24 protein-coding genes and 2 tRNA genes are annotated in these 19,883 nt (G+C 59.3%); 9 read left to right on the top strand and 17 right to left on the bottom strand.

Annotated features, from left to right (window positions below; genetic code table 11):
* Positions 1-3 precede the first annotated feature (3 nt).
* The 7 genes from CD351_RS09165 to tkt all read right to left on the bottom strand — a co-directional run bounded on the left by CD351_RS09165 (position 4) and on the right by tkt (position 6,805).
* Positions 4-894, bottom strand: coding sequence for a fructose bisphosphate aldolase (locus tag CD351_RS09165; protein WP_111992373.1), 891 nt, complete (start codon positions 892-894; stop codon positions 4-6).
* 87 nt (positions 895-981) lie between these two features.
* Positions 982-1,440 carry a PaaI family thioesterase gene (locus tag CD351_RS09160; RefSeq protein ID WP_111992372.1) on the bottom strand — a complete coding sequence of 153 codons (459 nt, stop codon included), beginning with the start codon at positions 1,438-1,440 and terminating at the stop codon, positions 982-984.
* 3 nt (positions 1,441-1,443) lie between these two features.
* Positions 1,444-2,091 (bottom strand): TIGR02466 family protein, encoded by a 648-nt coding sequence (locus CD351_RS09155; protein ID WP_111992371.1) that lies wholly within the window; start codon positions 2,089-2,091, stop codon positions 1,444-1,446.
* A 19-nt stretch (positions 2,092-2,110) separates the two neighbouring features.
* A complete protein-coding gene (locus CD351_RS09150; RefSeq protein WP_111992370.1) occupies positions 2,111-2,539 on the bottom strand; it encodes a nuclear transport factor 2 family protein in 429 nt (142 codons plus the stop codon).
* Positions 2,532-3,740 carry a phosphoglycerate kinase gene (gene pgk, locus CD351_RS09145; RefSeq protein WP_111992369.1) on the bottom strand — a complete coding sequence of 403 codons (1,209 nt, stop codon included), beginning with the start codon at positions 3,738-3,740 and terminating at the stop codon, positions 2,532-2,534. Before pgk ends, CD351_RS09150 begins: the two co-directional genes overlap by 8 nt.
* A 29-nt stretch (positions 3,741-3,769) precedes the next feature.
* Positions 3,770-4,792 (bottom strand): type I glyceraldehyde-3-phosphate dehydrogenase, encoded by a 1,023-nt coding sequence (gap, locus tag CD351_RS09140; RefSeq protein WP_111992368.1) that lies wholly within the window; start codon positions 4,790-4,792, stop codon positions 3,770-3,772.
* Positions 4,793-4,807: 15 nt separating this feature from the next.
* Complete coding sequence (gene tkt, locus CD351_RS09135) at positions 4,808-6,805, bottom strand: transketolase (protein ID WP_111992367.1); 1,998 nt, start codon at positions 6,803-6,805, stop codon at positions 4,808-4,810.
* A 218-nt stretch (positions 6,806-7,023) separates the two neighbouring features.
* Here tkt and CD351_RS09130 point away from each other — a divergent pair, with 218 nt between their 5' ends.
* From CD351_RS09130 to CD351_RS09105, 6 genes are all read left to right on the top strand, one after another.
* Positions 7,024-7,290, top strand: a complete 267-nt coding sequence (locus CD351_RS09130; RefSeq protein ID WP_162627674.1) for a hypothetical protein — start codon at positions 7,024-7,026, stop codon at positions 7,288-7,290.
* A complete protein-coding gene (locus tag CD351_RS09125; protein ID WP_111992365.1) occupies positions 7,287-7,865 on the top strand; it encodes a cell division protein ZapA in 579 nt (192 codons plus the stop codon). The genes CD351_RS09130 and CD351_RS09125 overlap by 4 nt, the downstream gene beginning before the upstream one ends.
* A gap of 311 nt (positions 7,866-8,176) precedes the next feature.
* Positions 8,177-8,749 (top strand): 5-formyltetrahydrofolate cyclo-ligase, encoded by a 573-nt coding sequence (locus CD351_RS09120; protein ID WP_111992364.1) that lies wholly within the window; start codon positions 8,177-8,179, stop codon positions 8,747-8,749.
* Entirely contained in the window at positions 8,749-8,994 is a 246-nt protein-coding gene (locus CD351_RS09115) for a DUF2842 domain-containing protein (protein WP_111992363.1), read from the top strand. Before CD351_RS09120 ends, CD351_RS09115 begins: the two co-directional genes overlap by 1 nt.
* A 79-nt stretch (positions 8,995-9,073) precedes the next feature.
* Positions 9,074-9,601: a hypothetical protein gene (locus CD351_RS09110; protein ID WP_162627673.1), complete on the top strand. Its 528-nt coding sequence runs from the start codon at positions 9,074-9,076 to the stop codon at positions 9,599-9,601.
* A gap of 66 nt (positions 9,602-9,667) precedes the next feature.
* On the top strand, positions 9,668-11,110 hold the full coding sequence (locus CD351_RS09105; protein WP_111992361.1) for an MFS transporter: 1,443 nt from the start codon (positions 9,668-9,670) through the stop codon (positions 11,108-11,110).
* A gap of 122 nt (positions 11,111-11,232) precedes the next feature.
* On the opposite strand, the gene CD351_RS09100 is transcribed toward CD351_RS09105, so the two are convergent.
* The 5 genes from CD351_RS09100 to thyA form a co-directional block, all read right to left on the bottom strand.
* Positions 11,233-11,309, bottom strand: a tRNA-Asp gene (locus CD351_RS09100).
* Between the two features lie 100 nt (positions 11,310-11,409).
* Positions 11,410-12,705, bottom strand: coding sequence for a dihydrolipoamide acetyltransferase family protein (locus CD351_RS09095; protein ID WP_111992360.1), 1,296 nt, complete (start codon positions 12,703-12,705; stop codon positions 11,410-11,412).
* A gap of 6 nt (positions 12,706-12,711) precedes the next feature.
* On the bottom strand, positions 12,712-13,770 hold the full coding sequence (locus tag CD351_RS09090; RefSeq protein ID WP_111992359.1) for an alpha-ketoacid dehydrogenase subunit beta: 1,059 nt from the start codon (positions 13,768-13,770) through the stop codon (positions 12,712-12,714).
* The gene (locus CD351_RS09085; protein ID WP_111992358.1) at positions 13,767-15,083 is read right to left on the bottom strand and encodes a 3-methyl-2-oxobutanoate dehydrogenase (2-methylpropanoyl-transferring) subunit alpha; all 1,317 of its coding nucleotides are present in this window, start codon (positions 15,081-15,083) and stop codon (positions 13,767-13,769) included. Before CD351_RS09085 ends, CD351_RS09090 begins: the two co-directional genes overlap by 4 nt.
* A gap of 72 nt (positions 15,084-15,155) precedes the next feature.
* Positions 15,156-16,112, bottom strand: a complete 957-nt coding sequence (gene thyA, locus CD351_RS09080; RefSeq protein WP_111992357.1) for a thymidylate synthase — start codon at positions 16,110-16,112, stop codon at positions 15,156-15,158.
* A gap of 112 nt (positions 16,113-16,224) precedes the next feature.
* Here thyA and CD351_RS09075 point away from each other — a divergent pair.
* Positions 16,225-16,301 (top strand) — tRNA-Pro (locus CD351_RS09075).
* A gap of 139 nt (positions 16,302-16,440) precedes the next feature.
* On the opposite strand, the gene CD351_RS15710 is transcribed toward CD351_RS09075, so the two are convergent.
* From CD351_RS15710 to CD351_RS09065, 3 genes are read right to left on the bottom strand one after another with little or no spacing between them, the layout of a single operon-like run.
* Positions 16,441-16,614: a hypothetical protein gene (locus CD351_RS15710; protein ID WP_162627538.1), complete on the bottom strand. Its 174-nt coding sequence runs from the start codon at positions 16,612-16,614 to the stop codon at positions 16,441-16,443.
* A gap of 53 nt (positions 16,615-16,667) precedes the next feature.
* Entirely contained in the window at positions 16,668-17,138 is a 471-nt protein-coding gene (locus CD351_RS09070; protein ID WP_111992356.1) for a hypothetical protein, read from the bottom strand.
* Between the two features lie 5 nt (positions 17,139-17,143).
* Entirely contained in the window at positions 17,144-17,572 is a 429-nt protein-coding gene (locus tag CD351_RS09065) for a Panacea domain-containing protein (protein ID WP_111993680.1), read from the bottom strand.
* 380 nt (positions 17,573-17,952) lie between these two features.
* On the opposite strand from CD351_RS09065, the gene CD351_RS09060 reads away from it, so the two are divergent.
* Entirely contained in the window at positions 17,953-18,138 is a 186-nt protein-coding gene (locus tag CD351_RS09060; protein ID WP_111992355.1) for a YodC family protein, read from the top strand.
* Positions 18,139-18,155: 17 nt separating this feature from the next.
* Here CD351_RS09060 and CD351_RS09055 read toward each other — a convergent pair whose 3' ends face one another.
* Positions 18,156-18,959 carry a hypothetical protein gene (locus CD351_RS09055; RefSeq protein WP_111992354.1) on the bottom strand — a complete coding sequence of 268 codons (804 nt, stop codon included), beginning with the start codon at positions 18,957-18,959 and terminating at the stop codon, positions 18,156-18,158.
* A gap of 54 nt (positions 18,960-19,013) precedes the next feature.
* Positions 19,014-19,250 (bottom strand): helix-turn-helix domain-containing protein, encoded by a 237-nt coding sequence (locus tag CD351_RS09050; protein ID WP_234027090.1) that lies wholly within the window; start codon positions 19,248-19,250, stop codon positions 19,014-19,016.
* 97 nt (positions 19,251-19,347) lie between these two features.
* Here CD351_RS09050 and CD351_RS09045 point away from each other — a divergent pair, with 97 nt between their 5' ends.
* Positions 19,348-19,773, top strand: a complete 426-nt coding sequence (locus CD351_RS09045) for a hypothetical protein (protein ID WP_111992352.1) — start codon at positions 19,348-19,350, stop codon at positions 19,771-19,773.
* Positions 19,774-19,883 lie beyond the last annotated feature (110 nt).

Raw genomic sequence — 19,883 nt, 5'->3', positions numbered from 1 at the left:
GGGTCAGACCAGCACGCTGGCTTTCTGGATCTTGTCGATCGCTCCGCTCAGTGCGGAGTTGAATTCGTCATCCGACTGATCCTTGCGCAAATCCTGCAACAGGCCGCGGCTGAAGCTTGCAATCATGCCCGGATTCTTGGCGAGCTGGTCGCAGGCATCATCGGTCGAATAGCCGCCCGAAAGCGCAACGACGCGCAGCACCTTGGGGTGCTCGGTCAGAGTGGTGTAATGGCCGGGGCGCTTGGGGATCGACAGCTTGAGCATGACCTGACGCCCTTCGGGAAGCGCATCGAGGCCCTTCTGGATTTCGGCCAGCAGGATGTCCTCACCTTCGGCACGGTCATCGGCGTTGATGTCATATTCCGGCTCAAGCATCGGCATAAGGCCCGCTTCCGCGATCTGGTAGCCGACCGAGAATTGCTGGGCGACGACAGCAGCGATGCCTTCCGCGTCAGCCGACTTGATGACCGAGCGCATCTTGGTGCCGAACATGCCTTTCGCTACCGATTTTTCGAGCAACGCGGGAAGCTTGTCCATCGGCTTCATCATCTGAACGCCATTGGCTTCGTCCATCAGGCCCTGATCGACCTTGATGAACGGGACGATCCCGCGCTCTTTCAGCGCATCGGCAGTCGGCTTGCCGTCCACCTCGCCGTCCATCGTCCTTTCGAACAGGATCGCGCCGATGACCTTGCCGCTGGAAAAGCAGGGGGACGTGATTACGCGCGAACGCATGGCGTGAATGCGGGCGAACATTTCCTCGTCGCCTGACCATTCCGTGTCCTCCACGCCATATCCACGCAGCGCCTTGGGAGTGGAGCCGCCCGACTGATCGAGCGCTGCGATAAAGCCTTCGCCAGTGGCGATCTTGGCAGTCATTTCCTGAGTGTTCATGGCGTGAGGGCGCCTTTCCTGCTGGTTGTTTTGTGCTGTTTCTAGCGGGCCTTAACGCTCGCTCGCACGAGCCGCAACAGCCCGAATTCAGCGCTTTGTGAACTTGCGGATAATCCCTGTGAAGCTGAAAACCGGATGGCTGTCGGCGGTGATCATCCCGCGTACGAAAATCGTCTTCCCCCCGCCCCGCGTCACTTCGCCGCGCGCTTCCATAAGCGCGCCGGGTCCAGCCGAGCCGAGAAAGTCGCCCGAGAGGTTCATCGTCACGCCATTGCTGCCAGAAAGCTCATCCGTCGCGATGGCGAACAGCGCGAAATCGGCAAAGGTCATAAGGCACCCGCCATGCATGAAGCCTGCCCCGTTCATGTGGCGATCCTCTGCGCGGAATGCGGAAACGAACGATCCATCCTCCTCGCGCTTCATGAAGAACGGGCCGGAGCGGGTCTCGAACGGGTCGCTGTTCCAATGGTGCCAACCGGCAAATTCGCCCTCTCCATTGAGGACGGCGCTGCCATAGGCTTCGGTTCCCTGAATACCTTCGCTCATCGATCAGTTCCCGCCGCGCGCCTTGGGACCAGCGATAAGGTTGATCGCGATCGAAATGCGCGTGCCGTTCCCATAAAAAGCGCGCACGGAATGTTGCAGCCAGCTGGGGAACATCACGATCAGGCCGGTATGCGGGCGAACCATCGGCTCATTGTTCTGCAATCCGCCATCCACATCCTTAAAGCGCAGGTCCGGCACGGTCATTCGCACCATCGGCATGCGCGGATCGAGAAGCTGGAGTTCGCCGCCAAGCCCTGCGTCGGGGTCACCTTCATACCCATCGTCGATATAGGCAACCGCAGACCAGAAGCTGCCGGGATGGGTGTGATACTGGTTGGCGTTGCCCCTGGTCGACACATTGGCCCACATCTCCGGAACCCAGCCATATTCGCGGCCCTGATCCGCGCCGACATTGATCATCGCCGCATCGGCCATATCCATGGCCTTCAGAGCCAGCGCGCGCGCCGCTTCGCCGCCCCATTCGAGCATCTTCGTGTTCGAATGCCAGCCGCCGATATTGGAGATTTGCACCCCGTCCTCATCGCGCGCTTTTTCCGCGATGATGAGGTTCTTGAGATGCGAGATACCTTCTGCACTGCGCAGCGTGTCGATGACGAAGGGGGTCGAGAAGAGATGCCGTGTTTCTGCCATATGCGTGCCCCTTACCGCATCAGCGCCACAATTGCAGGGCGAGGATAGCGTCGGAGAGCTGGCTGTTGTTCTCCGCCGGCGCAATGCTGCGCTCCGCGAGTTTCCAGCGCCGCCGGACCGTACCCTTGCGCCACAGATCGGTAATCAGGAAGTTTCCGGTCCAACGCCGGGCTCCGATCGACAGATCAAGTTCCGCATGGCCGGTGAACCACGCCGTCTTGCCGTAAGCGCGCGCGGTGACTTCGTGAAAACGGAACGCGTCGCATCGAAGGCCCCGTTCAAGCCCTGCGATGAAGCTGGGCCGGTCCAGCAATACCGGCGGCGCGGTGCCGAACATCATTAGGCAATCGGCCTGCACGAGGTTTCTGATTTCTCCAGCCGACTGATGCAGCCACGCGCGCATCAGGCGATTTTCGAGGACCTCGATGCTGTCCTGAACTTCAGCCATCGGCACGTTCAAGCGCAGCAACGCCCGGCAGCTGCTTGCCTTCCATCCATTCGAGGAACGCGCCGCCTGCCGTCGACAGGTAGGTCACGTCATCGGTCACACCAGCCTGGGCGAGCGCAGCAACGGTGTCGCCTCCACCAGCGACACTGGTGAGCGATCCTTCCTGAGTGAGCGCAGCCGCATGGCGTGCAAGCGCAACGGTGGCGGTATCGAAAGGCTCGGTCTCAAATGCGCCAAGCGGCCCGTTCCAGACCAGCGTTCGGCAGGTCTTGAGCACATCGGCAAGCGCCTCGGTCGCCTGAGGGCCGATGTCGAGGATCATTTCGTCGCTAGCAACCTCGTGGACGTTGCAGGTGCGAAGGCTTGGCGGGTTTGCGGCAAATTCCTTGGCGACGACCACGTCGTAAGGCAGGTGCACGGTGCAGCCTGCGTGGTCGGCCTCATCCATGATTTTCGAAGCGGTGTCCGTCAGGTCATGCTCGCACAGCGACTTGCCCACATCGACGCCGCGCGCGGCGAGAAACGTGTTCGCCATGCCGCCGCCGATGATGAGATGCTGGACGCGGCCAACCAGATTTTCCAGCACGGCAAGCTTGGTCGAGACCTTCGCCCCGCCGACGACCGCCGCAACCGGCGCTTCGGGATCGCCCAGCGCCGCGTCGAGCGCCTTGAGTTCCTTCTCCATCGCGCGGCCCGCATAGGAGGGCAGGAAATGCGTTATGCCTTCCGTGCTCGCATGGGCGCGGTGCGCGGTGGAGAAGGCGTCGTTCACATAGAAATCGCCATGCACCGCGATGGCTTGCGCGAAGTTGGGGTCATTGCCCTCCTCGCCCGGCCAAAAGCGGGTGTTGTCGAGAAGGCCAATATCGCCATCGCGCAGGATACCGATGCTCTGCGCCACGACAGGTCCGTGGACCTCGGGAATGAACATCAGCTCCTTATCGAGCACCTTTTCGACATCGCCCACGACCATGCTGGTCGAAAGCACGCTCGAACGCTGACCCTTGGGACGCCCGAAATGCGCGAGCAAGAGCACTTTCGCGCCCTTGTCGGCGAGTTCGAGAATGGTCTGCTTCACCGCTTCCACACGGGTCAGGTCGGTGGCCGAACCATCCTTCATCGGAAGGTTCAAATCGACCCGGACGAGCGCGACCTTGCCGGTCACGTCACCAAGATCATCGAGCGTCTTGAATGCCGTCATATCGCGCTCATCCCGTCAGTTCGTTTCAATCAGAGAAACTTTGCCATCACGCCCGCAGTGTCGATCATGCGGTTCGAGAAGCCCCATTCGTTGTCGTACCAGCTGACCACGCGGGCAAGCTTGCCTTCCATCACGCTGGTTTCGAGGCTGTCGACAGTCGAGCTGGCGGGCTGGTGGTTGAAGTCGCTCGAGACCAGCGGCTGGTCGGTGTATTCGAGAACGCCCTTCATCGGACCTTCGGCAGCTGCCTTGAGAGCTTCATTCAGCTCATCGGCGCTGGTGTCGCGGCCCGGCGTGAAGACGAGGTCGACGAGGCTGACATTGGGCGTGGGCACGCGCACGCTCGATCCGTCGAGCTTGCCGGCGAGTTCGGGCAGGACCAGACCGACCGCGCGGGCTGCGCCGGTGGTGGTCGGAATCATGTTCTGCGCCCCGCCGCGCGCACGGCGCATGTCCGAGTGCATCTGGTCCAGCATACGCTGATCGTTGGTGTAGGAGTGGATCGTGGTCATGAAACCGCGCTCGATCCCGACCGTGTCGTTCAGCACCTTGGCAACGGGCGACAGGCAGTTGGTGGTGCAGCTTGCGTTCGAGACGATCACGTCCTCGGCAGTCAACGTCTCGTGGTTTACGCCGTAAACGATGGTGGCCGACACGTTCTTGGCGGGTGCCGAGATAAGCACCCGCTTTGCGCCCGCTTTGAGGTGGGGTTCAGCGGCCTCGTGGCTCTGGAAGAAGCCGGTGCATTCCAGCACGATGTCGACGCCCTGGTCGCCATGCGGGAGATTACCCGGATCTCGCTCAGACGTGACCGCGATGCTCTTGCCGTTCACGACCATTGCGCCGCCCCCATCATCCTTGGCAGCGACTTCGACCGTGCCGGGGAAACGGCCATGGGTGGAATCGTATTGGAACAGCAGCGCGTTCGACTTTGTATCTGCAAGGTCGTTGATCGAAACGAGCTCAAGGTCGTGATCGTCACGCTCAAGGATTGCGCGTGCGACAAGGCGTCCAATACGGCCGAAACCGTTGATGGCGACTTTGGTGGCCATGTGAGAAACTCCTGCTTAGTTGTTCAATTTGTTCTGAATTTGGGGGACGATTGCGCCCGCCGTGAAACCGAAATGGGCAAACAGATCGCCCGCCGGAGCCGAAGCGCCGAAGCTTTCCATGCCGATATTGAGACCGCCGCGACCTGTGTAGCGCTCCCAGCCGAGGGTCGAACCCGCCTCAATCGAAACGATCAGCGTGTCGTGAGGCAACAGGTCGGCCTTGTAGGCTTCATCCTGCGCATCGAAGAGCTCGGTGCACGGCATGGAGACGACATCCACCCCGACGCCTGCCTCTTCAAGCTGATCAGCGCATTCCATCGCGAGCGCGACTTCGCTGCCGCTGGCGACGATCACGACACGGCGATCCGCGCCTGCGCTGCGAAGGCGATAGCCGCCCTTGGCGCAGCGGTTCGCCTCGCCCGTCCATTGTTCATCACCCTCGCCGCGCAATTGCGGGAGACCTTGCCGCGTCAGGGCCAGCACTGACGGCGTTTCCTCTGCCTTCAACGCAAGCGCCCAGCACTCCGCCGTTTCGATCGTGTCGCACGGGCGGAAGGTGTAGAGGTTCGGTATCAGGCGCAGGCTCATCACCTGTTCGACCGGCTGGTGCGTCGGACCATCTTCGCCAAGGCCGATGCTGTCATGGGTCATGACATAGATCGCCTGCGTTTTCTGGAGCGCGGAAAGGCGGATTGCGTTGCGGCAATAGTCCGAAAAGATCAGGAACGTCCCGCCATAAGGCACAACGCCGCCATGCAACGCCATGCCGTTCATCGCGGCAGCCATTCCGAACTCGCGAATACCGTAATAGACGTAGCGGCCCGAATAATCGTCCGCGCTCATCGGCAGGGTCGATGGCGTCTTGGTGTTGTTCGAGCCCGTGAGGTCTGCCGAACCACCGATCATCTGCGGCAAGCTTTCCGTGAGGGGGCCAAGGGCCATCTCGCTTGCCTTGCGGGTCGCGGCCTTTTGCGGCTCTGCGGCGAGCGTGCGGATATGTTGCTGGATGGCTGTATCGACCGCCTCGGCAACGCCCGCCAGCTGGCTATCGAAAGCATCGCGTTCGGGCGATTCGCTCAGTCGCCGCTCCCATTCGCCGTGTTCATGGCGACCGCGCTCGGCGGTCTTGCGCCAATCGACGAGGATTTCCTGCGGCACCTTGAAAGGCTCCGCTTCCCAGCCAAGCATATCGCGCGCAGCGGCCACTTCGTCCGGGCCGAGCGGTGCGCCATGCGTGGCGCTGGTGCCCTGTTTGTTCGGAGCGCCCTTTCCGATGATGGTCTTGCACGCTACCAGCGAGGGGCGTGGATCGGCCTTGGCTTCTTCGAGTGCGCGCTCAATATCGTCGAAATCGTGGCCGTCGCACGACACGACATGCCAACCGGTCGCTTCGTAGCGGGCCTTGACGTTCTCGCTGGTGGAAAGGTCCGTCGCACCGTCGATGGTGATCGCGTTGTCGTCCCACAGCACGATCAGTCGGCCCAGGTTCAGGTGCCCGGCAAGTCCGATTGCTTCGTGGTTGATCCCTTCCATAAGACAACCGTCGCCCGCGACCACCCAGGTGCGATGGTCGACAAGATCGTCACCGAAATTCGCATTAAGGTGCCGTTCGGCCATGGCCATGCCAACCGCCATAGCGAGCCCCTGACCAAGCGGGCCGGTGGTGCATTCGATGCCTTCGATGAGGAAGTTTTCCGGGTGGCCCGCACAAGGGCTGCCCAGCTGGCGGAAATTGGCGATCTCCTCCATCGTCGGACGTGCGTAGCCCGACAGGTGGAGCAGCGAATAGATCAGCATCGAGCCGTGACCTGCCGACAGAACGAAACGGTCGCGGTCTGCCCAGTCGGGGCGGCCCGGATCGAATTTCAGATGCCGGTCGAACAGCACGGTCGCGACATCCGCCATGCCCATCGGCATACCGGGGTGTCCCGAATTTGCGGCCTGCACCGCGTCCATTGAGAGCGCACGGATGGCGTTTGCCATCGGCTGAAGGCGGGCGGCGTCGAGGGTCATGCTCGGTCAGGCTCCTGCTGGCGCGGGGTTGAATGCGCGCTCTATAGCTTTTGGGCGCTGTTCTATGGGCTGCGATTCGGGCCCCTTTCCCAGCGCGGATTGCCATTGCCGAGCCATGTGGTGAGGTCAACACTTGCCGCCTTGCGCTCCCCAAAGTGTTTGTTTGCGCAATGGACTCAAGAGCACTTATCAACAGGGTGCCCCAAGGCTTTGCGAATGTGGGCATTCTTGGTAAATTCCGGTCCACCATGAGTGCAGCCCGGATCGAACAGGCGATGACCCGCCTTAATGCCGCGATGGAGCGGATTGACGCCGCGCGTGCGGAAATCGAACAGCGCGGTGGCGACAGCGCCGATGAAAGGGCGAATGACGCGGGCGGATCGCAGCGCGTCATGGCGCTGGTCAACGCGCACGAAAAGCTGCGCGAGGAAGTCGCCGACACAATCGGCCAGATCGACAGCCTGATCGAGGAGCTTGAGGCGTGAGCCAGGTCAAGATCAAGGTCGGCCCACGCACATATTCGATTGCCTGTGGCCCCGGTGACGAGGAAAAAGTCGAAGCTTTCGGGAAGCTTATCGATGAAAACTACGCCAAGCTTGGGACGGCGCGCGCACCGCAGGAAGCCGACAATCTCGTCTTTGCCGCCCTGTTCATGGCCGATGAGCTCGACGAGGCAAAAGAGAAGGCAGCCAATGCCAAGGGCGAGCTTGCCGAATTGCGGATCGAACTTCAGCGTGCCCGTGACGACGCGGCGAACGCCTTGAAGAAAGCTGCGTCCGACAACGAAAACGACAAGGAGCGCAGCGGCTCGGCCAAGGCGGAAATGCGCGCGCAAATCGCGACCCTTCGCAAGGCCGAAGAACGCGCCCGCAAAGAAAATCTCGCTCTCAAGGCGAGAGTCGCGGAATTCGAGGAACGCGAGAAGCATCAGCACGATCTTTTTGGCGGTCCCGCAGAGGACGCCGCGCACTCCGCAGCGCTCGCGGAAAAGCTCGAAGCCCTGGCGGCACGGGCTGAAGCGACTGCGAACGCGCTTGAAGGCCAGTCGACCACACACTAAATGACGCGATGGCGGGGCTGCCCGGCACGAGCCACAGAAAATCCCTGAGGCTATAAGCAATCCAAGGGAGCTGTCCCTGCTTTGGTCCACCAGTTCGGCTGTGGGACCGGAGTAAACGGCGCCCACCTGACGTTTTAGGCGTCAGAGGATTTCCCGGCACCGACCCATGGTGGTCCCGTCATTTTGCTATCTGCAGCGCATTCGCTCTGCGATTTCCTCGCTCACACGGCCTGACGGCCGCGTCGCTGCGGGCGGGCGGTCGCCCTTGCGATCCTTCTGGCCGATCAGCGCCAACAGGCCCGCTACAAGTCGTGACCACCAAAGCAGAGCTTCGCAAAGCCCTTAGAAAAGCGCGCCGTGAGCATGTCGCCGCTCAGCCGGACGCCGTGCGGGCGCTGTTGTTCCATCGCCCCCCTGCCCCGCTTCTGGCGAAACTCAGCGAAAAGGCGGTGATCGGGCTTTATCACGCGACCGGGGCCGAAGCGCCTGCGGCTGGCTATGCGCGTTTTTTTCACGAGGCGGGGCACACAATAGCATTGCCCCATTTCGCGACCGAAAGCTCGCCCATGGAGTTTCGCGCTCATACCGAGCCCCACGGTGAAAGCGACCTTGAGGACGGGCCATTCGGTATCAGGCAACCGGCACAATCCGCGCCGCTCATCTCTCCTGACGTTCTGTTCGTACCTCTGGTCGGCTTTACCGACGATCTTGCACGTCTCGGCCAGGGCGGAGGGCATTATGACCGCTGGCTCGCCGCCAACCCCGGCAGGATTGCAATCGGCCTCGCCTGGGACGTGCAATTGTGCGAAGAGCTACCGACCGAGCCGCATGATATCGCGCTCGATGCGGTTGTGACCCCAACTCGAATCTACGGACTGAATTGATGCGTGAGACCCCGACCTGGCGTATTCCTATCGGCATTTTTGGCCTGTTTGTGGCGCTCATCATCTACGGCGTACTGATCGCGGTATACCTCGCAGACATCCTCGCGACATGGCCCGGATGGGCGCAGACCGTGACCTACGTGACCCTTGGCGTCATCTGGCTTTTGCCGCTCAAACGCTTTCTGATCTGGATGGAAACCGGAAAATGGGGCGTCAGCCGCGAGGTCGATCAGGACCCGGCTTAAGGGTTTGTACAGGCATAGACGCCTTTGACAGGTCTTGCGGCTGGCAATAGCGTTGCTGCCGGATGCGGGAGAAGCATTTATGCAAGGTCTGGCCTGTTGGAAACTGGCGCTTGGCGTGGGGCTTATCGTTGCTGCTCCTGTTGCTTATGCTCAATCGCAATCCAGCGCCGAAGAAAAGCTCGCTCACGTGGAAGAGGTCGCGGCGCAGCGCACCTATTTCTGCCGCGTGAAACCGCGCACTTCCAGCACCAGCGAAACAAGCATCGCGCTTGATTTCGAGTTCGGTGACAGCTCACAAATCGAAGCGCGCATGGTCGTGACCGGGCGCGTGTCGGGCGCACCCGTGAGCGCCCGGATGCGCTGGCGAGGCACAACCGCGACGTCAGGCGAAGAGGCGGTCATCAGCCTCACAGAGGTCTACAATTACGAAGCCGACCCCTTGCCGGGCGATGCCGAGTGGAGCGATCCCGATGGCGACCTCATCACATTGAACATCGTCGACACCCAGCGCAGAGGATCGCAGGCCTTCGTTCTAGCGGGGACGCAGGAAACAGAGCTTGGGACCAACGATCTTCGGTGTCTGCCGGGCCGCAAGCGAACCGGATAAGCGCTGTCCTCCCATTGCCAGCTTACGGACAAGTGCCTAGCCTCCTCCTTTGAGAGAGGGATTTGAATGGCATCAACCGCTGAGGGCGTAGCGCCGGCGCCTGCCGACAAACCGCCTGTCGCGCTCAAACTGGCGCATGGTTTCGGCTCGGTCGCGTTCGGTGTGAAGAATGGCGGCTTCGACTATTTCCTTCTGCTTTTCTACGGCACCGTCATCGGCTTGGAGCCCGGACTGGTCGGGCTCGCGATTTTTATCGCGCTTGTGTTCGATGCGATCTCGGATCCTATCGTGGGGTATTGGTCCGACAATCTTCGATCACGCTGGGGGCGAAGGCATCCCTTCATGTACGCAGCCGCTCTCCCGGTGGGGCTGAGCTATTTCCTTTTGTGGAGCCCGCCTGATCTCTCGCAAATGGGGCTGTTCTTGTACCTCACAGTTCTTGCGGTCACGATCAGGACTTTCATCACCTTCTATGAAACGCCCTCCAGCGCGCTGCTGCCAGAACTGTCGCGCGACTATGAAGAGCGCACGAGCATTCAAGCCTATCGCCTGTTCTTTGGATGGGTGGGCGGCAACGCGATGAGCGTCCTGATGTTCGGCGTGCTGCTGACCGGCCCGTTGGGGATGCGCGATCCGGAGGGCTTTCGCACCTATGGCGTCGTCGCGAGCGTGCTGATGGTGGCGGCTATCCTTGTTTCCGCAATCGGCACGCATCATCGCATTCCAACATTCAGCAAGCCGAGCCCAAATCCCGATCCATTCAGCTTACGCCGCGTCGTTCGCGAGATGCTCGAAATTCTGAGCGAGCGCAGCTTCATCGCGCTGTTCGTTGCGACGGTAATCTTCTCGATCGCGCTCGGCGTGAACACCTCGCTTGCCTTTCTGATGCTCAATTATTTCTGGGGCTTCAGCGAGTTTCAGATCTTCATCTGGACGACGACCGTTTTCATATCGGCGGCGATGTCGTTCTTTATCGCGCCATTCGCGGTGCGCAGGCTTGGCAAGAAACGCGCGACGATCATGCTCGGGCTGCTTACCTTCACGATCCAGCCCTTGCCGGTCTTGCTGCGGCTGGTGGACCTGATGCCGGAAAATGGTGACCCGATCCTGTTCCCGATCATGCTGGCGGTGAATATCCTCGATCTGGCGCTCATCATCTCAGTGCAGACCGTGTCCTATTCGATGATCGCGGACCTTGTTGAATCAAACCAGGTCAAGACCGGCAGGCGAAATGAAGGCGTCTATTATGCAGCGATGACGTTCACGCGGAAGACTACGCAAGGGCTCGGCGTGCTGTCTGCGGGCGTCATCCTGTCCTTGATCGCCTTTCCCGAAGGCGCGGAGCCTTCGGCTGTTCCTCAAGACACGCTCTGGCAGCTCGGCGCTTTTTACGCGCCCACGCTGCTTATACTGTGGATGGCGGCCCTCTATTGCCTGTCGCGTTACAAGATCGACAAGGCGCAGCATGAGGCGAACCTGGCCGCGCTGGCAAAGGCAAGTGAGGGCTGATCGGCTCGCGAGGCTTTACAGACCTCGACGAACTTCCCCCGGTCAACCAGCGGCAGCCTGTGTTTAGGCAAAAGAAAACCCCCGCAAGACAGATGTCTTCGGGGGGCTCTCAATGTCCCAAGTGGCGCGAGTGACGGGACTCGAACCCGCGACCCTCGGCGTGACAGGCCGATACTCTAACCAACTGAGCTACACCCGCGCATCTTGCGGCGTTAGCGCCCTTGGGAGACGCGCCACTAAGGCAGACCAGCAGGGCTGTCAACGCCCGTTTGGCCTTCGATGACGCTTTTTTTTCGTCCTCAATCAGACAGCAGCAAAACCGGTGTCTCGATCAGCTTCTTCACGTCCTGAATAAAGCTGGCCGCATCATATCCATCCACCACTCGGTGGTCGCAGGAGATCGAGATATTCATCAGCTTGCGCTTCTCAACGCGCTCTGCGCCCTGCCCGTCGGAGACGAACATCGGGCGCTCGATAATGCGGTTGGGACCGATGATGGCGACTTCCGGGCGGTTGATGACCGGGGTGGTCGCAACACCGCCAAGCGGTCCGAGCGACGTGACCGTGATCGTCGAGCCTGAGAGCTCTTCCGATTTCGCCGATCCATCACGCGCAGCATTCGCCAGACGCCCGATCTCGGTCGCCAGCTGCCACAGATTGCGCGCCTGCGCATCGCGAATGACCGGGACCATCAGACCGTTGTCGGTCTGGGTCGCCATACCCATGTGCACGCTGCCGTGGCGGGTGACGACATTGGCCTCGTCATCGTAGCGCGCATTGATCATCGGATAATCCGGGATCAGCTTGCAGAACGCCGTGATCAGCAGCGGCAGCATCGTCAGTTTCGGCCGATCGCCGCGCGCGCTGTTGAGATCGGCGCGCATGGCTTCCAGTGCAGTGACGTCGCATTCCTCGACATAGGTGAAATGCGGAATGTTGCGCTTGGCCGCGCTCATGTTCTGAGCGATGCGCTTGCGAAGGCCGATCACCTTGATCGGCTCGTCCTCGCGGGTGCGACCGGCAGGCGAGAAACCACCGCCGGAATTGTAAGCGATGAACTGGTCCAGATCGCCGTGACGCACGCGGCCATCGTCGGCTGGCTTAACCTGCGACAGATCGACACCGAGCTCTTTAGCGCGCTGGCGCACGGCGGGCGATGCGAGAACCTTCGCCGCTGATGCAGCAGGCTCGGGTGCGGGTGTCGGCGTGGGTACAGGAGCCGGTGCAGGCTTGAGCTCAGGCTCGGGCGTTACGGTCGGTTCCGGCATGGGCTTGCACGGCTCTTCGGGCTCGGCCACGGGTTCAGGCGCAGGCTCAGGAGCAGCCTCTTCCTCAACCTCATCAGTCACTTCGCCTTCGACCTCGATCACCAGCAGCATTGCACCGACCGAGATTACATCGCCGACTTCGCCGGCAACCTCGATGACCTTGCCATCGACCGGGCTTTCGATGTCGATCGTTGCCTTGTCGGTCATCACGTCGACGAGATGCTGGTCCTCGGCAACGGTATCGCCGACCTTGACCAGCCATTCGACGATCTCCGCCTCGGCCACGCCTTCGCCCACATCGGGCATGTTGAAAGTGAACTTCGCCATATGCGTTTAGTCCTTGAGGATTTTGTCGATGGCCTCGCCGATGCGGACAGGACCGGGGAAATAGGCCCATTCGAGGCTGTGCGGATAAGGGGTGTCGAAACCGGTCACGCGCTCGACCGGGGCTTCGAGGTGATAGAAACAACGCTCGGTCACAAGCGCCGAGAGTTCAGCGCCAAAACCGCTGGTGCGGGTCGCTTCGTGAACGATCAGACAGCGCCCGGTTTTCCTGACCGATTGCTCGATTGCTTCGATGTCGAGCGGGACAAGCGTGCGCAGGTCGAGGATGTCGGCATAAACGCCTTTTTCACGGCACACGGCCTCCGCCACATGAACCATCGTGCCGTAGGCGAGCACGGTTAGCGCCTCGCCCTCTTGCACGGTGCGCGCCTTGCCAAGCGGGATCTTGTAATAGCCTTCCGGCACCACAGAATCCTTGTGCTTCTTCCAAGGCTCAACAGGCTTGTCGTAGAAACCGGAAAACGGGCCGTTATAAATACGCTTGGGCTCGAAAAAGATCACCGGATCGTTATCTTCGATACAGCTGATAAGCAGGCCCTTCGCATCATAGGGCGTCGACGGGATGACCGTCTTGAGGCCCGACACGTGCGTGAAGATGCTTTCGGGCGATTGCGAGTGCGTCTGCCCACCGAAAATGCCGCCACCGAAAGGCGAGCGCACCGTCATTGGAGCGATGTATTCGGTCGCCGAGCGATAGCGCAGACGGGCTGCTTCTGAGATCAGCTGGTCGAGGCCGGGATAGATGTAGTCGGCAAACTGAATTTCCGGGACAGGACGCAGGCCATAAGCCCCCATCCCCACGGCGACACCGATGATCCCGCATTCGGAAATCGGCGTGTCGAACACGCGGGTCTTGCCGTGCTTTTCCTGAAGTCCGGCGGTGCAGCGGAACACGCCGCCGAAATAGCCGACATCCTCGCCCATCACGATGACGTCGTCGTCACGCTCAAGCATGATGTCGAGCGCTTCGTTGATCGCCTCGATCATGTTGATCCGGCGTTCGGTCGTTTCGGCAACCGGATCGGCGGTTTGGGTCTCAGCGCTCATTTGCCCGCTCCATCCTTGGGGTGGCTATCGGGCCACTTGATCTTACGCTCTCGCGTCGCCTGCTCGGCCTGTTCCTTGAGATGCCACGGCAGCTCTTCGAAAACGTCTTCGAACATGGTGTGGAACGGGTGGTGGAGGCCGTGGCCGAGGATGCCATTCTTCTCGGCTTCCTTGGTGGTCTTCTTGACCAGTTCGGCGGCTTCTAGGTCCATCTTTTCCTGACGCTCCTCATCCCACTCACCGATCGCGATGAGGTGGTTCTTCAAGCGCATGACGGGATCACCCAGCGGCCATTCCTCACGCTCTTGCGCAGAGCGATATCCGGAGGGATCGTCAGAGGTTGAGTGACCTTCGGCGCGGTAGGTGAAGTATTCGATCAGCGTGGGCCCCTGATTGGCTCTCGCGCGGTTGGCCGCCCACTGCTGCGCTGCGAAGCATGCGAGCGCGTCGTTACCGTCCACGCGCAGGCCCGCAAGACCATATCCAAGAGCGCGTGCAGCAAAGGTGGTGCGTTCGGACCCTGCGAAACCCGAAAAGCTCGAAATTGCCCATTGGTTGTTTATCACGTTGAGGATCACGGGTGCGTTATAAACTGTCGCAAAGGTGCAGGCCGAATGGAAATCACCTTCCGCAGTCGAGCCCTCGCCCACCCAGGTCGCCGCGATACGGCTGTCGCCCTTGATCGCGCTCGCCATTGCCCAGCCCACGGCCTGCGGGGTCTGCGTGGCTAGGTTCCCGGAGATCGAGAAGAACGAATGCTCGCGGCTCGAATACATGATCGGCAGCTGGCGGCCCTTCAGCTTGTCGCCCTTGTTCGAATAGATCTGGTTGATCATCTCGATCAGCGGGTAACCGCGCGCGATCAGGATGCCCTGCTGGCGGTAGCTTGGGAACACCATGTCGTCCGATGCCAACGCCATGGCAGCAGAAATGCTGGTCGCCTCTTCGCCGGTGCACTTCATGTAGAACGACGTCTTGCCCTGACGCTGACCGCGGAACATGCGCTCATCGAAAGCGCGCGTCAGAGCCATGTGGCCAAGCATCGTGCGCAGGGTTTCAGGATCGAGTTTCGGATCCCACGGCCCATGCGCCTTGTTGTCATCGCCCAGAACGCGGACGAGCCCATAGGCCAGGTCCTTCATGTCCTCTGGCTTGGCGCCTTCATCAGGGCGCGGCTGTGCACCGGCTTCGGGAATATCGACATCGGAAAAATTGACCGGGTCGCCTGGGCGCGAGCGAGGCTCTGGCACGTGCAGAGCGAGCGCGGGGCGGTTGTCTCCGGTCGGGGACGGATTGTCGGCCGCATCGGCCATAGATTTGCTCTCCCAAGAACAGTTTCAGAAGGGCAGCTATGTCAGCTAAATGCGGCGGTCAAGCGGCGGCAATCAGACCGCAACAGGAGCCTTGATCGGAGGCAGCGGCGCGTAATCATCGACCCGGAAATCCTCGATTTTGTAGTCGAAAATTGTTTCGGGCTTTCTTGTGATTACCAGACGCGGGTTACCGGCTGGCTCGCGGGTCAATTGTTCTTCGATCAGATGCGCGTGATTTAAATAGAGGTGAACGTCCCCGCCCATCCAGACGAGCTCACCCGGCTCGAAGCCGGTCTGCTGCGCCATCATTCGGGTCAGCAGCGCCGCCGACCACAGGTTGAACGGAAGGCCCAGCGCGACATCGCAACTGCGTTGATAAAGCAGGCAATTGAGGCGATTGCCTGCAACGTGGAATTGATAGGTCTTGTGACACGGCGGCAGCGCCATGCGGTCAAGCTCGGCTACATTCCAGCCTTCGATAATGTGGCGCCGACTGCCCGGATTGTTGCGCAGGCTCTCGACGACCTCAGCGACCTGATTGATCCCCTCGCCCTTCTCGTAGAGGCCATCCTTGCGATAACGATAGGTCGGCCAATCGACCCACTGCTTTCCATAGACCGGGCCAAGATCGCCCCAGCGCGCCGCGAATGCTTCATCATCGGCAATGCGTTGGACGAAGTCCTCAAGACTGATGTCGTCGCCCGTCTCGCGCACATAGTTGGCATGAGGCCACTCGTTCCAGATCTTCACGCCCTGAAACACCAGCGGGCGGATATTCGTCTCCCCGGTCAGGAACCACAGCATCTCGCGCGTGGCGGTCTTCCAGTAGACGCGCTTGGTCGTGAGCAGCGGCATTGCGCCATCGGCAAGGTCGTATCGGAGCATGGCACCAGCGATTGAGCGCGTGCCCGTGCCCGTGCGATCCATCCGCTCGCTTCCGCGTTCCCAGATCTCGCGCATGAGATTGAGGTATTGCCATTCAGGGTGAGCGGGCTCGGTTAGCTTGGTTGGAATCGACTGGGAGGCCATGAGCCAATCTATAGGGTGCAAAAGTGCGCTTGCCACCTGCGCTATCCACACCTATAGGCACGCGCCTTGCTTCCGCGCCGCTGGATCGAATCCAGTGTCTCGCGCACACGGTCGGGGAGTAGCTCAGCCTGGTAGAGCACTGTCTTCGGGAGGCAGGGGCCGGAGGTTCGAATCCTCTCTCCCCGACCATTTCATCGGTATTAGGTAGCAAAAGCATTAAATTGGGATTCTGCGAAATCCAGTGCTCTTAGCGGTTTCTCACCTTACTAGGCATCTGCGAACCGAGGCTTTGTAAAGGAAATGGAAGCTCACTCCGCACTGAATTCGATCAGTCGGGCATTCCGCCTGCCGCACGGATTCCGGCTAGCAGGCCCATCCGAAAGTCTGTCTGGCCTAGCGGCGTCAATGGAGCCATAGGAGCCATCGGGACCATTACCATATCTCCAGCGATTGCCTTGTAGCCTTCGACAAACCCGTCCTCGAACGACTCATTGATTGCCATAATGTTCTCCTCAGGATCGGCTGATCACTCATATCCAGCACCAGATATAACTCCTAACCATTCCGGCGGCGTCGCTTTTTCCTATCGGCCTTGTCCTTCTCGACCGGATAAACTTGGTGCTCCTCATCCCACCAAAGGGGCCTCAAGAGGTGCCCACTCTTGATGCACCAAACTCGATTTTTTCCTGCCAGCCTCAGGGACAGCAACTCATCGAGATCATCTCTCTCAATTTCAACAAGTCGACTCTTAGCTTCATCGCAAAGCTTCTCAGTTGCAATTGGATGGGAGCCGCCTGCTGTGATCTCATTCCAATTCTTCGACTCAAATTCACATAACTTTAGCATCACCTCACGGAATTTTTGATCCGGCTGGATGTCCCAAGCGAATGGACCGGCTTTATCCGTCTGGCCGAACCTCCATGCGAGCGGATGCCCATCCTCAAAGTGATGTTCGCGGATGACAGGACTTTTAACCGGCGCGGGATGAGCCCCAAATTTGGCCTTTTTATCGCGCTTTCGAGCCACAGAAATCAGAGATTGCCGTAAAATTCAGCCATCGAAGCGTGCGAAATCACGCGGTTGCTGCGCACGCCATCTGGCAACCCGCGCCGTGCATTCCGCCAAGGGTCTTCTTTGTGAGTGAGATCGCTCAGCCAATGAGCCCTTTTGTTCCCATAGTGCTTCAAGATGGCGTCTACAGTCTCACGCTCGTCTTTTGTGAGCGCTTTTGCGTCGCCCTTAGGCTCTCTTGAGACAGTAAATTGCCCCTGATGCTCGAAGTATAAATCTGGGCACACAGGACCATTGGCCCAAGCCTCGATCCTCTCATCGAAAAGAGGGCTTTCATCCCACACAAGCGACCATGCTTGTGAATAATACACAAGCTTTTGAAGCTTCATGGCCGTCATAGGCCCAGCTTTCTTCAAAATGTATGCGGACACGTCGAATACGTCAGCCATGTTCGCCTCCATTCGTTCTAGCCTTGTTCCAAAGGGTGATTAGCAATAAGTCTCACGCTCTTCAAGCAAACACCAAGAGCGGCCAAGTTTTAACTTCGCAACTGACTTCTGCGAAGTTTACATGACATTGGCTGAAATGTCAAGGTGCGGCCAAATTCGATTATGGATTACTGGCATTCCTGATGTCGGCGCGGTCACGTCGCCGGTCTTTACCAGCAACCACACCAAGAGGCTGGCGGCCGCTTGCCGTGCGCCGTTGAGCGGTGTTTTTCCGGCGCTTGTGGGAATTTGGACTCACAGTGTTCTACAAATGTCCCCTTGACCATCTGGGTCCGATTGGCGCAATTCGCATATAGGTTAACCAGTTAGGAGCCGGAAGCATGTTTCAGCTTGGAGACGTTGTTCAACTAAAGTCGGGCGGTCCCCGGATGACTGTAGAAGAAATCGATCAAGGTGAGGGTTACGATCTCGTTGGCTGTGTTTGGTTTGAAAAGCACACTGCGCACAGGCAGACGTTCAATCCGGCTTTGCTGGTTAAGGCTGGGTCAGGGTTCGCGATGGCGTAAGCCACTATAGTGGAACGCTAGGCGGAAGCCTCGCTACTCTCGCTTACCTCCTCAAACTCAAGCCTTGGCGCAAGCTCGTTCATCGCATAGTGAACAAACTGCTTCCCAAGCTCCGTTAGTTCATACGGGTCTTCGTCATCAAAGGCCGATTTCATTGTCCCGCCTCCGGAGCCGCGTGATCTCCCACGAGAGGGCTTTTTTAGAAAATTGCCCTCATAGTCGGTCGGACGGTGTTGGCGCACTACTCCGCCAGTGCTTAGATCACGTATCAGCATTCGATACAGGTCTGCATCAGCTGAGTTTTCCGCCACCAGCGGACGGCCAAGATTCCGCCAGATTTGGCCTCTGCTCACTCCTTCATTCTGATAAATTTGTCCGATCACCTCGAAGTGAAAATCTGAGTATAGAGCGATCCAATCTATAAAAAGGCTGACTACATCGTCTGAGACCAACCTTGTTGCGGCTGCATTCGAAAGGATGTTACGAATTTTCTCTCGCTTCTTCTCAGAATCTATTGAAGACCAATTTCGAAAGCTTTTCTTCAACAGGCTTTGGAACTCATCAGATTCAACCCGTTTCAGCGTCTCCTCGTCCTGCATATCGAGACGGGCGATAATCTCGGTGATCGTCCTTCCCTTCTCGCGCAGTTCGTCCTCAAGCATCTGCACCCATTGGCGCAACATATTGTTTGCGTGTTCCTGCTCCTTCTCACTCCAAGCCGCCGCAGCGGCAGCAAGAAAGCCGCCCAGAAATGGGATTAGGCCCGACGCAGCGCTCATGCCTGCGCGTGCGATTTTTCCCGTGTCTTCATTGATCGCCATACTTCATTCCTAAGACGCAGCCCTAGAATGAGTAAGTCATGCCTGCCGCTTGCTCTACTTAGAGGAATTTGAAGTTGTGGGTAAATTCATTGTCAATGCCGCCACATCACACCCCATCGCACGACACAGCCTGACCAGTGAGACGAACGTCAGGTTGTGCTCGCCGCGCTCGATCCGGCCGACATAGCTGCGGTCCAGTCCGGCCTCATTGGCCAATCCCTCCTGTGACAGACCGAGTTCGCGTCGCTTGGCGCGGATGCGTTGGCCTAGGATGTCGAGATAAGGGTCCACACCGCCAGATCGCGGCAGGAAGGAGTATCAGTCCACGGTTTATGAATCCCGCTGTTAACCTTTTGAAGCTATCCGATGCTTCGAAAGGAAAACGGAAATGCATAATGCGATCAAAGGCGCTGGAATTGGCATCATTTGTCTATGTGTCTATTTCGGCATCACTTCGGTCGGGTCAGTCAGCCTGCCATCAGATCGCAAAGCAAGCGACCAGAGCGATCCAGTTGTCGAGGAGGTTGCCGTCGCGCAAACCGAGCCTGCGCCAACCACCCCACTCGAACAGGCCATCATCCATGCCTTCTCCGGAGACAAACAGCGCTCGCCAGAAGAGCAACAGAAATGGCTCCAATCGGTGGACTACGTAAGCGCTTCGATCAACGTGAAGGGCTATCTCTGCGCTGCACCAATCGAGTCAGCAAAAGTTGATGCAGACCACTATGGGATTGGCTGCATCACCAATCGCGACGGGACTGGTCGCTCGAACTATCTGGTGAACTTCCGAAATGGTAATGTGCAGCCGATCTGATGCTCTGGTTCATTGGCCTACTCATTCTGGCTGCGATCGTGAGCAAGGGCGCTCGTGATCTGATCAAAGGCCTTATGACGCTCGTTCTTGGAGGCCTCTTCCTGCTTGTC

This window comes from Erythrobacter sp. KY5 (genome assembly GCF_003264115.1).
Taxonomy (GTDB): domain Bacteria; phylum Pseudomonadota; class Alphaproteobacteria; order Sphingomonadales; family Sphingomonadaceae; genus Erythrobacter.
This window is presented reverse-complemented; position numbering and strand designations above follow the sequence as displayed.

What these genes read in the sequence shown, in the direction of transcription:
- CD351_RS09165 (WP_111992373.1), bottom strand. Translation starts at nt 894, where the DNA reads ATGAACACTCAGGAAATGACTGCCAAGATCGCCACTGGCGAAGGCTTT.
- CD351_RS09160 (WP_111992372.1), bottom strand. Translation starts at nt 1,440, where the DNA reads ATGAGCGAAGGTATTCAGGGAACCGAAGCCTATGGCAGCGCCGTCCTC.
- CD351_RS09155 (WP_111992371.1), bottom strand. Translation starts at nt 2,091, where the DNA reads ATGGCAGAAACACGGCATCTCTTCTCGACCCCCTTCGTCATCGACACG.
- CD351_RS09150 (WP_111992370.1), bottom strand. Translation starts at nt 2,539, where the DNA reads ATGGCTGAAGTTCAGGACAGCATCGAGGTCCTCGAAAATCGCCTGATG.
- pgk (WP_111992369.1), bottom strand. Translation starts at nt 3,740, where the DNA reads ATGACGGCATTCAAGACGCTCGATGATCTTGGTGACGTGACCGGCAAG.
- gap (WP_111992368.1), bottom strand. Translation starts at nt 4,792, where the DNA reads ATGGCCACCAAAGTCGCCATCAACGGTTTCGGCCGTATTGGACGCCTT.
- tkt (WP_111992367.1), bottom strand. Translation starts at nt 6,805, where the DNA reads ATGACCCTCGACGCCGCCCGCCTTCAGCCGATGGCAAACGCCATCCGT.
- CD351_RS09115 (WP_111992363.1), top strand. Translation starts at nt 8,749, where the DNA reads ATGCGTGAGACCCCGACCTGGCGTATTCCTATCGGCATTTTTGGCCTG.
- CD351_RS09110 (WP_162627673.1), top strand. Translation starts at nt 9,074, where the DNA reads ATGCAAGGTCTGGCCTGTTGGAAACTGGCGCTTGGCGTGGGGCTTATC.
- CD351_RS09105 (WP_111992361.1), top strand. Translation starts at nt 9,668, where the DNA reads ATGGCATCAACCGCTGAGGGCGTAGCGCCGGCGCCTGCCGACAAACCG.
- CD351_RS09095 (WP_111992360.1), bottom strand. Translation starts at nt 12,705, where the DNA reads ATGGCGAAGTTCACTTTCAACATGCCCGATGTGGGCGAAGGCGTGGCC.
- CD351_RS09090 (WP_111992359.1), bottom strand. Translation starts at nt 13,770, where the DNA reads ATGAGCGCTGAGACCCAAACCGCCGATCCGGTTGCCGAAACGACCGAA.
- CD351_RS09085 (WP_111992358.1), bottom strand. Translation starts at nt 15,083, where the DNA reads ATGGCCGATGCGGCCGACAATCCGTCCCCGACCGGAGACAACCGCCCC.
- thyA (WP_111992357.1), bottom strand. Translation starts at nt 16,112, where the DNA reads ATGGCCTCCCAGTCGATTCCAACCAAGCTAACCGAGCCCGCTCACCCT.
- CD351_RS15710 (WP_162627538.1), bottom strand. Translation starts at nt 16,614, where the DNA reads ATGGCAATCAATGAGTCGTTCGAGGACGGGTTTGTCGAAGGCTACAAG.
- CD351_RS09065 (WP_111993680.1), bottom strand. Translation starts at nt 17,572, where the DNA reads ATGGCTGACGTATTCGACGTGTCCGCATACATTTTGAAGAAAGCTGGG.
- CD351_RS09060 (WP_111992355.1), top strand. Translation starts at nt 17,953, where the DNA reads ATGTTTCAGCTTGGAGACGTTGTTCAACTAAAGTCGGGCGGTCCCCGG.
- CD351_RS09055 (WP_111992354.1), bottom strand. Translation starts at nt 18,959, where the DNA reads ATGGCGATCAATGAAGACACGGGAAAAATCGCACGCGCAGGCATGAGC.
- CD351_RS09045 (WP_111992352.1), top strand. Translation starts at nt 19,348, where the DNA reads ATGCATAATGCGATCAAAGGCGCTGGAATTGGCATCATTTGTCTATGT.